The organism is Methylovorus mays, assembly GCF_020531915.1.
GTDB classification, from domain to species: domain Bacteria; phylum Pseudomonadota; class Gammaproteobacteria; order Burkholderiales; family Methylophilaceae; genus Methylovorus; species Methylovorus mays.
Genome location: NZ_JAJAVG010000008.1, coordinates 388266 through 401476, shown reverse-complemented (window position 1 = coordinate 401476; position 13211 = coordinate 388266). Strand labels below are relative to the sequence as shown.

The 13211-nt window shown below is 58.0% G+C and carries 11 protein-coding genes and 2 tRNA genes; 6 read left to right on the top strand and 7 right to left on the bottom strand.

The features are described 5' to 3' along the window. Nucleotides 1-89 precede the first annotated feature (89 nt). A complete protein-coding gene (locus tag LG203_RS12360) occupies nt 90-956 on the top strand; it encodes an AraC family transcriptional regulator (protein WP_230346036.1) in 867 nt (288 codons plus the stop codon). A 75-nt stretch (nt 957-1031) separates the two neighbouring features. Here the strand turns inward: LG203_RS12360 and LG203_RS12355 are convergent, their stop codons facing one another. From LG203_RS12355 to LG203_RS12335, 5 genes are all read right to left on the bottom strand, one after another. Further along, a complete protein-coding gene (locus LG203_RS12355; protein WP_230346035.1) occupies nt 1032-2456 on the bottom strand; it encodes an efflux transporter outer membrane subunit in 1425 nt (474 codons plus the stop codon). Further along, nucleotides 2453-5662 carry an efflux RND transporter permease subunit gene (locus LG203_RS12350; RefSeq protein WP_230346034.1) on the bottom strand — a complete coding sequence of 1070 codons (3210 nt, stop codon included), beginning with the start codon at nt 5660-5662 and terminating at the stop codon, nt 2453-2455. Before LG203_RS12350 ends, LG203_RS12355 begins: the two co-directional genes overlap by 4 nt. A gap of 35 nt (nt 5663-5697) precedes the next feature. Beyond that, nucleotides 5698-6933, bottom strand: coding sequence for an efflux RND transporter periplasmic adaptor subunit (locus tag LG203_RS12345; RefSeq protein WP_230346033.1), 1236 nt, complete (start codon nt 6931-6933; stop codon nt 5698-5700). Nucleotides 6934-7003: 70 nt separating this feature from the next. Next, a complete protein-coding gene (locus LG203_RS12340; RefSeq protein ID WP_230346032.1) occupies nt 7004-7810 on the bottom strand; it encodes an alpha/beta hydrolase in 807 nt (268 codons plus the stop codon). A 45-nt stretch (nt 7811-7855) separates the two neighbouring features. Continuing rightward, nucleotides 7856-8611, bottom strand: a complete 756-nt coding sequence (locus LG203_RS12335; RefSeq protein WP_230346031.1) for an SDR family NAD(P)-dependent oxidoreductase — start codon at nt 8609-8611, stop codon at nt 7856-7858. 134 nt (nt 8612-8745) lie between these two features. Here LG203_RS12335 and LG203_RS12330 point away from each other — a divergent pair, with 134 nt between their 5' ends. From LG203_RS12330 to LG203_RS12320, 3 genes are all read left to right on the top strand, one after another. Further along, complete coding sequence (locus LG203_RS12330) at nt 8746-9690, top strand: LysR family transcriptional regulator (RefSeq protein WP_230346030.1); 945 nt, start codon at nt 8746-8748, stop codon at nt 9688-9690. A 65-nt stretch (nt 9691-9755) separates the two neighbouring features. Beyond that, nucleotides 9756-9831: transfer RNA gene (locus LG203_RS12325), tRNA-Val, on the top strand. A gap of 14 nt (nt 9832-9845) precedes the next feature. Then, nucleotides 9846-9922 (top strand) — tRNA-Asp (locus LG203_RS12320). Between the two features lie 76 nt (nt 9923-9998). On the opposite strand, the gene LG203_RS12315 is transcribed toward LG203_RS12320, so the two are convergent. Together LG203_RS12315 and LG203_RS12310 are read right to left on the bottom strand one after the other, a co-directional pair. Continuing rightward, on the bottom strand, nt 9999-10367 hold the full coding sequence (locus LG203_RS12315; RefSeq protein ID WP_230346029.1) for a MoaF-related domain-containing protein: 369 nt from the start codon (nt 10365-10367) through the stop codon (nt 9999-10001). A gap of 114 nt (nt 10368-10481) precedes the next feature. Next, the gene (locus tag LG203_RS12310) at nt 10482-10928 is read right to left on the bottom strand and encodes an SRPBCC family protein (protein ID WP_230346028.1); all 447 of its coding nucleotides are present in this window, start codon (nt 10926-10928) and stop codon (nt 10482-10484) included. A gap of 192 nt (nt 10929-11120) precedes the next feature. Between LG203_RS12310 and LG203_RS12305 the strand changes: the two genes are divergently transcribed. Both LG203_RS12305 and LG203_RS12300 read left to right on the top strand, forming a co-directional pair. Then, the gene (locus LG203_RS12305) at nt 11121-11792 is read left to right on the top strand and encodes a response regulator transcription factor (protein WP_230346027.1); all 672 of its coding nucleotides are present in this window, start codon (nt 11121-11123) and stop codon (nt 11790-11792) included. After that, nucleotides 11789-13204, top strand: a complete 1416-nt coding sequence (locus LG203_RS12300; protein ID WP_230346026.1) for a sensor histidine kinase — start codon at nt 11789-11791, stop codon at nt 13202-13204. The genes LG203_RS12305 and LG203_RS12300 overlap by 4 nt, the downstream gene beginning before the upstream one ends. Nucleotides 13205-13211: the final 7 nt, after the last annotated feature.

The window sequence follows — 13211 nt, the reverse complement described above, 5'->3', positions numbered from 1 at the left end:
CAGCCCACCTAAAGACTGAATTAGCAATTTCGGTCAGGTTTTCGCCCAACATCTTGGGCATAGTTCGGTTTGTGGAGAACGGAGCCAACATGAGTCAACGCAGGGCAGAAGTGTATGCAATGAGATTTCAAAAGGTGCTTGATCACATTGAGCAGCACCTGGATCAATCTTTGAGCATGGATGCTTTATGCGATATCGCGGGGTTTTCCAGATTCCATTTCCACCGGCAATTTGGCGATTACATCGGTATTACCGTTGCCCGGTATATTTTGCTGCTGCGTCTGCGCCACGCGTCTTATCAACTGGCGTTTGATGCAAAGGTCAAAATTATCGACATCGCCTTAAATGCCGGGTTTGAAACTCCGGAATCCTTTACCCGTGCCTTCGGTAATATCTTTGGGCTATCCCCATCCGCGTTCAGGAAGAATCCTGATTGGGAAGCCTGGCATGCGGTCTACAGCTTCCGATTACCAGAAGGAAATAAAATAATGCAGGTCGAGATTGTGAATGTTGAAACGACGATGATTGCCGTAAAGGAGCATCGCGGCGCACCCGATAAATTGAATCATTCTGTTGGGGATTTCATTGCGTGGCGCAAACAGACGGGGTCTTCCCCTAAAAACAGCTCCAGGACATTTGGTATTGCATATGACAACCCCGATACGACGGAGCCCTCAGAATTTCGCTTTGATATTGCCGGGGAAATCAAAACCGATATCGCAGTGAATGAACAAGCGATTGTGATGAAGTCTATTCCGGGTGGACGTTGTGCAAGAGTCCGGCACCATGGCTCGCATACGCGGATTGGGGAAAGTATTTATCCCTTGTACCGGGAGTGGTTGCCAGAGAGTGGTGAGGAACTGCGTGATTTTCCGCTTTATTTTCATTACGTGAATCTGTTGCCGGAGACGCCTGAAGCCGACTTGATAACCGACATCTATCTGCCATTGAAATAGAGCCGTTGTAAAAAAGACAAAGGTGCAAGAAACGTCAGTCTCTTGCACCTTTGTTTTTACATCAGTCCGTTTACATCATGAGGACTTTTCTGGTGTGTCCGACCATCCCCCACCCAGTGCCCGTATCAAGCCCACGGACGTCAGCATTCTGAGCCCGGCGGTTTGCACTTCGGCGCGTTGCACGGAGAGGCTGGTGCGTTGCGCGTCGATGACTTCAAAGTAGCTGGCGGAGCCGTTTTTGTAGCGGGTGTTGGCGAGGCGCTCGGCGACGCTGGCGGAGGCGATAGCCTGGCGCTGGTAGTCGATCTGCCGGTCCAGCGTGCGCAGGCCGCTCAGGTTGTTTTCCACTTCCTGAAAGCCGACGAGCACTTGTTGCCGGTAGTTGGCGACTTCGCGTTCATAAACGGCATCGGCGCGTGACAGGTTGGCTTTGTTGCGGCCGCCATCGAGGATGGGCAGCGTGAGCGCGGTGCCGACCAGAGGGCCGAGCAACCAGCTGCGGCTGGACCATTTGAACAGCTCATGCAGTTCGTCCGACTCGTAACCGCCGGTGCCGGTGAGCACCAGCCGTGGGAAGAACGCGGCCTTGGCTGCACCCACGCGGGCACTGGCGGCGGCAAGCGCACGTTGTGCCTGGGCAATGTCCGGGCGACGCTCCAGCAATTGTGATGGCAGGCCAACCGGCACCTGCACTACGTTGAGTTGCAAGGGCGCTGCAGCCAGGGTGAATTCGGCCGGGGTTTTGCCCAACAGAATGGCGAGCGCGTGGTCTTGCTGCGCGCGGTTGCGCACGACCGACTCCTGTTCGGCTTGCACAGTGGCCAGCTCGGTTTTGGCCTTGGCAAGGTCAAGCTCGCCGATATCGCCGAGGTCAAAGCGTCGCTGCACCATGCGCAGCTCTTCCTGACGCAGGTCTATGGTCTTGCGCAGAATCTCCAGCTCCGAATCCAGTGCGCGCAGCGTGAAATATTGCTGGGCAATATCGGCCTGCAGCGCCAGCAATACCGAGCGATAGGCGGCCTCCTGGCCTTGCGCATCCAGGCGGGCGGCGCGGCTCTGGTCAGACAGGCGGCCGATCAGGTCTACCTCATACGAGGCATTTACCTGGGCGCGCCACTCGGTATTGGCCGATGTATCCGGATCGCGCTGGCGGGTGGGGCCCACGCCGCCATTCAGCTGGAACTTGCGATCAGCGTCGACCACGCCGGCATTGGCGCGGGCTTCTTTTACCCGCGCCAGCGCGATGGCCAGTGTCGGGCTGCTTTCGGTAGCCGCTTCGATCAGGTTATTCAGCTCGGTATCGTTAAACACCGTCCACCAGGCGCCACGGTCAATGTGGTCGGCCGGGTTGCCTGCTTGCCAGGCGCCATCCAGCTGCGCGGTTTCGCGATACTGGTTTGGCAGTTGCAGGTTGATCTGCTCCGGCGGCTTGGCGGTGGAGCATCCGGCCAGCACCAGCGCTGTTGCCAGCAAGCTGAGTTTCAGGCTGTGCTTGTTCATTCTTGGGTTCCTTTCTCTAAGGCAGGTGCTGGTTCAATGGCAGGTGCGGCAGCGTGATGCGCATGGCCGAAGTCCTGGCATTTGGTCACCATGGTACGAATCAGTACGTAGAACACAGGGGTGAGGAAGAGGCCGAATACCGTCACGCCTATCATCCCGGCAAACACGGCTATCCCCATGGCATGGCGCATTTCGGAGCCCGCGCCAGTGGACACCACCAGAGGCACCACGCCTGCAATAAAGGCGATGGAGGTCATGAGGATAGGGCGCAAGCGCAGGCGGGCGGCTTCAATGGCGGCTGCATAAATCTTGCGGCCTTCCAGCTCCAGCTCGCGGGCAAACTCCACAATCAGGATGGCGTTCTTGCACGCAAGGCCGACCAGCACCACCAGACTTACCTGGGTGAAGATGTTGTTATCGCCATTGGTCAGCCACACGCCAAAGATGGCAGACAGCAGGCCCATGGGCACAATCAGCAGCACCGCCAGCGGCAGGGTCAGGCTTTCATACTGCGCAGACAGCACCAGGAACACCAGCAGGATGGACAGCGGCAGGATCACGAACAGCGTGTTGCCGGCAATCTTTTCCTGATAGGTCAGCTCGGTCCACTCAAAGCCGATGCCACGGGGCAGGGTTTCAGCGGCAATGCGTTCCACCGCGGCCTGTGCTTCACCTGTGCTGTAGCCGGGCGCCGCGCCGCCATTCACGTCAGCCGACGGGAAGCCGTTGTAACGCATGGCGCGGTCTGGGCCGTAGCTTTGCGTCATCTTCAGCACCGAAGCTAGCGGCACCATATCGCCCTGCGCATTGCGGGTCTTGAGCAGGCCAATGTCTTCCGCATGCGCCCGGAAAGGCGCATCTGCCTGCACACGCACCTGGTAGGTACGGCCAAACTTGTTGAAGTCATTGACGTACAGCGAGCCCAGGTAAATCTGCAGCGTGTCGAACACTTCCGGGATGGAAACGCCCAGCTGCTGCGCATGTGTGCGGTCTACATCGGCATACAGTTGCGGCACATTGATCTGGAAGCTGGAGAACATGCCGGCCAGTTCAGGCGCCTTGCGGGCTTTTTCCATAAAGGCCTGCAGGGCATCGTTGAGCGCTACATTGCCCAGCGCGCCACGATCCTGAATCTGGAACTTGAAGCCGCCTATGGTGCCCAGACCTTGTACCGGGGGTGGTGGGAACACGGCAATGAACGCGCCCTGGATGCTGGCATATTGCTGGTTCAGTTGCTGGGCAATGGCAAAGCCGGACTGGTCCGCGCCCTTGCGCTCATCAAACGGTTTCAGCGTGGCAAACACAATGCCGGAGTTGGGGCTGTTGGTGAACCCGTTGATCGACAAGCCAGGGAAGGCCACGGCGGATTCCACGCCGGGATGCTTGAGCGCAATCTCGCTCATCTGACGAATCACGTCTTCGGTGCGATCCAGCGAGGCGGCATCCGGCAATTGCGCAAAGCTCACCAGATATTGCTTGTCCTGTGCCGGAATAAAGCCGGTAGGCACCAGATGGATCAGCAGCATGGTGGAGCCGATCAGCGCGCCATACAGCACCAGCATGACGCTCTTGTGGCGCAACACGCCGGTGACGCCATTGCCGTACTTTTCCGAGCCGCGATGGAACACGCGGTTGAAGCGTACAAAGAACCAGCCGAACAGACGGTCAATGGTGCGCTGGAACGCGTCTTTCTTTTCGTCATGGCGCTTCAGCAGTAGCGAGGCCAGCGCGGGTGACAGCGTCAGCGAGTTGAATGCCGAAATCACCGTGGAGATGGCGATGGTCAGCGCAAACTGCTTGAAGAACTGGCCGGTCAAGCCGCTCACAAACGCCAGCGGTACAAACACGGCCGACAGGGTGAGCGCGATGGCGACAATCGGGCCGGACACTTCGCGCATGGCGCGATAGGTGGCTTCCTTGGCCGAGAGACCGCGCTCGATGTTGCGCTCCACGTTTTCCACTACCACGATGGCGTCATCCACCACGATACCAATCGCCAGCACCAGCCCGAACAGGCTGAGCGTATTGATGGAAAAGCCCAGGCCCATCATCACGGCAAAGGTACCGATGACCGACACCGGCACCGCCAGCAGCGGGATGATGGAAGCACGCCAGGTTTGCAGGAAGATGATCACCACCAGCACCACCAGACCCACGGCGATCAGCAGCGTTTCGGTCACGGCATGAATGGATGCGCGGACGAACTGCGTGGGGTCATACACGATGTGGTATTCCAGACCTTCGGGCATGTCTTCCTGCAGCTCGGCCATGGTCTTGCGCACGTTTTCCGAAATCTGCAGGGCGTTGGAACCCGGTGCCTGGAAGATCGGAATGGCGACGGCGGATTTGTTATCCAGCAGCGAACGCAGGGCATATTCACTGGCACCCAGCTCAACGCGGGCAACATCGCTCAGGCGCGTGACCACGCCATCGGACGAGGTGCGGATGACGATATTCTCAAACTCCTCTTCGGTATTGAGACGGCCGCGCGCATTCACCGAAATCTGGTAATCGGTGCCAGGCAGAGACGGCGATGCGCCGATCACACCGGCTGCCACGTCCACGTTCTGCTGGCGGATGGCGGTGACCACATCATTGGCGGTGAGCTTGCGCTCGGCCACCTTGCGCGGGTCCAGCCAGATGCGCATGGAGTAATCGCCGGCGCCAAACAGTTGCACCTGGCCTACGCCCTCAATACGCGCCAGCCGGTCTTTCACATTCAGCAGAGCGTAGTTGCGCAGGTAGGTCATGTCGTAGCGACCATTAGGCGACAGCAAATGCACGACCATGGTGAGGTCGGGCGAGCTTTTCACCGTGGTCACCCCCAGCCGTTGCACTTCTTCTGGCAAGCGGGGCAAGGCCTGGTTGACGCGGTTTTGCACCAGTTGCTGCGCCAAGTCGGGCGAGGTGCCAAGCTTGAAGGTGATGGTCAATGTCATCAGGCCATCGGAGGTGGCTTGCGATGCCATGTACAGCATGCCCTCCACGCCGTTGATCTGCTCTTCAATCGGCGCTGCCACGGTTTCCGCGATGGTCTGCGGATTGGCACCGGGGAACTGCGCCTTGACGATGACGGACGGCGGCACGACTTCGGGGTATTCCGAAATCGGCAGGTTGAACATGGAGATCAAGCCGCCGATAAAAATAAGAACGGACAGCACGCCGGCAAAGATCGGCCTGTCCACAAAAAATCTGGATATATTCACGTTACATTCTCCCTGTACTGGTCAGTGGTGCCGACTCAGATGCGGATTTTCTTGGCAGCCGCGCTGGTGGGCGCGGGTACGAGACTGGCCGATTTGGCTGCTGGCGCAGCAGGCGATTCGACGACAGGTGTGGGCGCCACGACATCGTTCGGGCGTACGCGCTGCAAGCCATTGACGATGATGCGTTCACCGGCGCTCAGGCCTTCACGCACGATGCGCATGCCTTCCACCATGGGGCCGATCTTGATCGGGCGATAGTTGGCCTTGTTGTCGGCATCCACCACCATCACGAATTTCTTGTCCTGATCGGTGCCTATGGCTTTGTCGTCAATCAGCAGCGCGGGCTTCTCGCCACCGCCGCCGGTGCGCACGCGGGCATACATGCCGGGCGTCAGCGCGCCATCCTGGTTATCCAGCACGGCACGCACGCGGATGGTGCCCGAGGCGGTATCCAGGCGGTTATCGAACGAGCGGATCTGGCCTTGATGCGGATAGCCGGTTTCGCTGGCAAGGCCAATGGCGACGGGAATGCGATCGCTATGGGCGTTGTTGCCAGCACCATGGGCCAGATAACGGCCGTAGGTTTGCTCATCCACTTCAAAATTCACGTACATGGGCGATACGGACACCAGCGTGGTCAACGCCGGGGAGTTGCCAGTAGGGCCGACCAGGTTACCCACGGTGATTTCAGCGCGCGATACGCGGCCGCTCACCGGCGCGGTGATGGCGGTGTATTGCAGATTGAGGCGGGCGGTCATCACGGCGGCTTCGGCCGCTTTCAGGCGCGCGTTGGCCACCAGATAGGTGTTGTTGCGTTCATCCAGTTCGCGTTGGGCCACGGCGCGGTCTTCGATCAGGCGGCGGGTACGCTCCTGCTCGGTGCGGGCCAGCTCAAGGGCGGCTTCAGCGCTGGCCTTGTCGGCTTCGGCACGGGCGAGTTCAGCCTGGAATGGGCGTGGGTCTATGGTGAACAGCAGGTCGCCCTTTTTCACCAGTTGTCCATCGCGAAAGTGAATGACATCAATGGTGCCGGTCACGCGCGGACGTATCTCCACATATTCCACCGCCTCTACGCGGCCAGAGAACTCATCCCATTCGATGACGGATTTTTCAATGACAGTGGCAACTGTCACCGGGGCGGGGGCGGCAGCGGTGGCTGCAGGTCGGGCGGCCTGGCTGTTGTGCGAGACTATGCCTGCCGTGCCGATGAGCGCCACGCCCAGGGCCAGCCATATCAGTTTGCGGTTAAAGCGGGGGGATGCTGCGTTCATGTGTAACTCCCTGTTTTTAAAAATGGTGAACTCTTGAAACGTGAGCTGGCGATTGGCTGGTGTGCGCTGGCTATGCCATCTCGGTGATGAATTGGGTGATAAGTTGTGTCACCTCGTGAAAGCCCTGACAGCGAGGACTGGCGAGGCTGTCTTTCTCTTTCTGGCATGACAGGCGGCGCACCTTGACCGAGACACCTGCCGCGATGAGGCGTGAGGCATAGAGCTCGGCTTCATCGCGCAAGGGTTCGTTGTCGGAGGTCAGGATCAACGCCGGTGCCAGCTCGGCCAGGCGTTTGGAATGCAAAGGTGCGGCATACGGGTGCAAGGCATCGCTCGCCACTGGCAGATAATCTGCCCAGGCCTTGCGGCACGGGCAGTCTTCGGCTGCGCGCATGGACAGGGTGGACTGCCCCGGATCCAGCATGGGGTTGATCAGTATTTGTCCCTTGAGGTGGCTGCCGCGGCCAAGACCACGGTCGCGTGCCATCATGGCCACGACGGCTGCCAGATTGCCACCGGCCTGATCCCCCGCGACAAACAGCTGTTTGGGGTCAGCGCCCAGTTTTTTTGCCTGCTTGTGTACCCATTGCGTGGCATCAAATACCACTTCCACAGTGTCGGGAAAGTGCAGCTGCGGCGCCAGCGGATAATCCACGCACACCACGACGCAATCGTTGGCCAGCATGCGCGCCAGTCCGGAGGCATCTTCCACCGAGCCGCAGTTGAATAGCCCGCCGTGAAAGTACACGATCACCGGTTTGGCGAGTTCATGCTTGCCATGGCCAAAGACCTGGATACCGACCAGGCGGTCGGTATGCGCAGAGATAAAACTGGTGCTCCACGGCTGGCTTGGTTGATGATCGGATACGGGTTTCATTTAACGGCTGTTCCTGAACGTTGGCGAGGGATCTTTCCGGCGGGTTTAACGCAGGCCACCGGAGATGAACAGCGGTTCACCCGTGACCCAGGCGGCATCGTCGGATGCCAGGAAAAGCGCTGCAGGCGCGATATCCTGCACTTGGCCAATGCGGCCCAGCGGTGTCTGGCTTTCGATGTGGCTGCGGAATTCGCCTTCGGCAAATCCCACGCTATGCAGGCCTTCGGTTTCGACCATGCCAGGGTTGATGGCATTGACGCGGATGTTGCGAGGGCCCAGCTCCTTGGAGAGCGAGCGCGTCACGGCATCCACCGCGCCCTTGGTGGCGCTGTAAACCGAACCTTGTGCCGGTGCAAACGTGCTGGAGACGACAGAGCTGATGTTGATGATGCTGCCGCCTGCTTCGGGAAAGTGCTTCACGGCTTCCTGGGTGGTGAGGATGAGGCCCAGGACATTCAGGTTGAACTGCTTGTGGAAGTGTTCTTCGGTGATGGCTTCCAGCGGGGAGAATTCGTAAACGCCGGCATTGTTGACCAGAATGTCGACCTTGCCGTAAGTCTTGATTGCTTCAGCAAACAGGCGCTGGATATCGGCCTGCTTGGCGACATCGGCCTGCACGGCAATCGCTTTGCCGCCAGCGGCGGTGATCTCAGCAACGACTTGTTCAGCCCCCGTCTTGCTGGAGGCATAGTTAACAACCACGGCGGCGCCTTCTGCTGCATAGAGCTTGGCAATGCCAGCGCCTATGCCTTTGGATGCACCTGTAATCACTGCCACCTTGTTGATCAGTTTGTTTGCCATGATGAAGCTCCTTGAAGTTTTAAAAATGAAGACTGCAAAAGTTGTTAGTCGCACTTTATATTGAGCATAAAACCAGATAAATAGGCTAAAATAAGAATCACTGTGCAATAAATCGGGACAATGGGGGTGTAAACATGGCAATGGACAGGTTTGAAGCGATGCAGGCCTTTACCCGTGTGGTGGAGCTGGCGAGTTTTACCAAGGCGGCTTTGTCGCTGAATCTCCCCAAAACCACGATTTCTGCCCAGGTACAGGCTTTGGAAAATCGGCTGGGCGTGAAATTGCTCAACCGCACCACACGGCATGTGAGTGTGACGACGGACGGCGCCGCCTATTACGAGCGGGCCGTGGCGCTATTGAATGAACTGGAAGAAACCGAGGCCGCCCTGCGGCAGGCCACATCGCGGCCCAGTGGGCGGCTGCGGGTAGATGTGCCGGGCTCCATCGGGCGGCGCATCCTGATTCCCGCATTACCCGACTTTACGGAAAAATACCCCGACATCATCCTTGAAATGGGCTGCAATGATCGCCCGGTAGATCTGCTGGAAGAAGGGGTTGATTGCGTGATTCGCGGAGGTGATCCGCTGGATCAATCGCTGGTGGCCAGGCGCGTCGCCTCATTGCGCTTTGTTACCTGCGCTACGCCAGGCTATCTGCGCAAACATGGTATCCCCCTGCAGCCTCGCGATCTGGAGCGCCATACCGGCATCCATTACTTCTCGTCCAAAACCGGCAAGGTCTACGAGTTTGACTTTGAAGGCGAAGGTCAGCGCTATGAAGTGTCCAGCCATCGAAAAATGATCTTCAACGATGGCGACGCCTGTCTCGCCGCCTGCCTGGCCGGGCTAGGCGTTTTTCAGGCGGCGACCTTCATGGTGCAGGAGCACATTGCCAGTGGCGAGTTGCAAGTCGTGCTGGGTACCCATTTGTCGGAAAACCTGCCCCTGTATGTGCTCTATCCGCAAAATCGCCACCTGTCGTCCAAGGTGCGCGCCTTCATTGATTGGACCGCGGCTTTGTTCGAAACCAGCGACCTGGTGCAAACGCGCACCACCCTGCCCAATGGCGCTTCAAGATAAAGCTTGCACGTTGTACTTGGCAAACGGCCCGGCCTTGTGTAATATGCGGGCCTTCGTGAGGAAACGGGTGCTTAGCTCAGTTGGTAGAGCGTCGCCCTTACAAGGCGAATGTCGGCGGTTCGACCCCGTCAGCACCCACCAAATCCTTAACGAATGGAGTGGTAGTTCAGTTGGTTAGAATACCGGCCTGTCACGCCGGGGGTCGCGGGTTCGAGCCCCGTCCACTCCGCCAATACCAAAAAGCCCGTTGATTCAGTTCAACGGGCTTTTTTCATGTCTGCCGGGCGCTCAGGTCCGATGGGCAAACATCACTTTTCCCGCACAATCTTGCCCGAGAGAACATAACGTTCTTTGCCATCAATGATGGTGGAGTACACCTTCATGTTTTTCAGGTCGATGACTTGAGTGACGTTAATGCCTGTCTTCTCACGCCATGTGGCAAAGTAGATATTGTCATCCACCTTGAAGCGCTCAGGTGTTTCGGTTCCATGCGCGCCTTTTTCCGAGCCAGCGATGCATTTCCATGCCATGGACTTGGCATCACTTACCGTTACCCGGTACACATTTCCGCCTTCATATTGATAAAGAAACTGCCCCATGTAGGCTTCTGATGCGTGCGCGTGCAAGGCAAATGACCAAAATAACCAGCTGGTGATCAATAACGGTAGGTGTTTCATGTAAGAGGCCTGATGTATTGTTGTTGGTGGACTACCAACGAGTCTGCATGTAGGGATGAGTGAATACTAAATCAAAATCGGAGGTAAGCATTATCTACAGGGCGGCCTTGTCTGCTATCCCGGAATATCGGGCTCTACCAGCGTGGCGAGCTGGGCTAGCGATTCCTGCCACCCAAGGTAGCAACTTTCGACCGGGATCGCGGCGGGAATGCCCGTTTGCTGGATGGTGATGTCCGTACCACATGAGACCCCGGTCAGGGTGACGGTGACCTCCAGCACGCCAGGCAGGTTGGGATCATCAAAGCGGTCGGTGTAGCGCAGTTTGGTGTCAGGAACCAGCTCCAGATATTCGCCGCTGAAGGCATGCTGGTTTCCCGAACTGAAGTGGGTGAACGACATGCGGAAGGTGCCACCGGTTTTGGCTTCCAGATGATGAACCTTGCAGGTGAAGCCATAGGGAGGCAGCCACTTTGCCAGGGCGTCTGCATTGAGAAACGCTTGATACACACGCTGCGGTGGAGCCCGAAATACACGATGCAAATTCACGGTACCTGTTGTCATGCGACATACTCCTTTCACTGCATGTAATGAAAGAACAGGCAGTTTAGCGCAGGCGGACATGCGAAGGAAATGCAGGTTTTTCCAGCGCTGCTGAGGCTGAGTTCAGCTGGACGAGTGTTAAGATTGGATAATGTAAGCCGACTGTAAGTCGGCGGAAATACGCTTTTGGTTTATTTTGGCAAGGGGATCGTCATGCGGGTTTTGCTAGTGGAAGACGACGCCGTACTTGGTGATGCCATACATCGCTCGCTGATCAAATCCGGCTATGCGGTGGATTGGACGCAGGACGGTCAGCAGGCGGATGTGGCGCTGCATGAGCAGGTTTACGATGCCGTGGTGCTGGACCTGGGTTTGCCGCGCATGGACGGCATGGAGGTGCTGCGGCGTTTGCGTCAGCGCAAGCAGCTGGTGCCGGTGGTGATACTCTCGGCACGCGAGGGGCTGGATGACCGGGTGCACGGGCTGGACCTGGGCGCGGATGATTACCTGACCAAGCCATTCAAACTGCCCGAGCTGGAAGCGCGGCTGCGGGCACACATACGGCGCAGTCATCAGGTGGTGACGTCTTATATCGATTTTGGCGCCATGCGCTTTGACAGCAAGGATAGAACGGTGACGGTCGATGGCGTGCTGGTGGAATTTTCTCAGCGCGAATTGAGCGTGCTGGAAGCGCTGATCTTGCGCAGCGGGCGCGTGGTGAGCAAGGAAGCGCTGGTGGAAAATCTCTGCAATTGGGATGTGGATGTCGGCAACAATGCCATTGAGGTGTATGTTCACCGCCTGCGCAAAAAGCTGGAACCCTACGGCATCATGATACGCACGGTGCGTGGCCTGGGGTATCTCCTGGAAAAACAGCCCGCATGAAGTCGCGCTTTTCTGTACGGCGGCAGTTGCTTAAATGGCTGTTGGTGCCATTGCTGATCTTGATCGCGGTCGATTCCACCATTCTTTATCGCATCTCGTTGCACTTCCTGCGCAAGGCGTTCGACCATGCGCTTTATGAAACCGCGTACGATGTTTCGCAGATCCTTATTCAGAATCGCCTTAACCACGCCCAGGTGGAACTGAAGCCGGAAGTGCGCGACATGCTGCTCTCCAGTCAGCAGGATGTCATGTATTACAGCGTGTACGATCAGCAAGGTCACTTCATGGGAGGCGACCGCGTGCTGCCTTACCTGAAGCCGCTGAAAGGACAACACAACACCATGTATTACGGCGCGGGCCTGGTGAATGGCCACGATGTGCGCGTCGTCTCCATGCCGGTGGTGATCGCGACGGAAGAAGGCAATGCGCCGGTGCGCATTCAGGTGGCAGAGACGCGCAATCAGCGCCAGCATCTGGCGAGCCAGATATTGCTGGGGATACTGATTCCGCAATTGCTGCTGCTGGTGGTGGCCGTGGTGCTGATGTGGTTTGGCATTGGGCGAGGCTTGCGTCCGTTGTGGGATCTGCACGCCGCTCTGGCCCAGCGCACCGCGCGTGATCTCAGCCCGGTACAGTTGAAACAGGTGCCGGAAGAGGTGAGCATGCTGGTGGAATCCATCAATCAGCTCATGCAGCAGGTGCAACGCTTGCTGGAATCGCAGAACCGCTTTATTGCCGATGCCGCGCACCAGTTACGCACGCCGTTGGCGGGGGTCATGGCGCAGACCGAACTCGCGCAATATGAAACCAATCCCGAGGCCCTGCAAAAAAGTCTGGGCAATATTGCCATCAGTACCGAGCGCCTGGTGCATATGGTCAATCAGCTCCTGATACTAGCGCGCGCCGAGCCTGAGGTGATGCGGGCCATCCAGATGCATGTGCTGGATTTGCGTGCGCTGGCGCAGCATGTAACGGGGGATCTGGTCTCCCTGGCGTTGCCCCGGAATATAGACCTGGGTTTTGAGAGCGAGCTTGCGCATGCCTGGGTATTGGGCGATGCCACCAGTCTGGAGGAGATGCTTTCGAATCTGGTGGACAACGCCATACGCTATAGCGATGAAGGTGGCCGCGTGACGGTGAGCCTGTTGCGCGATGCGGAAGGTTTTGTACTGAGCGTGGAAGACGACGGGCCGGGGATTCCGGAGGATGAGCGCGAAAAGGTGTTCGAGCGCTTTCATCGTGTGGTGGGTACCAAGCAGTCAGGTAGCGGTCTCGGTCTCGCCATTGTGCTGGAAATTGCCCAGGTGCATGGTGCCACCATCCAGATGCAGGACGCCACGCCGGAAGGCGGGCTGCGCATTTCATTGCGCTTTGCGGATCATGGCGCCGATGCGCCCGTTATCGCGGGCTGAGATGCTG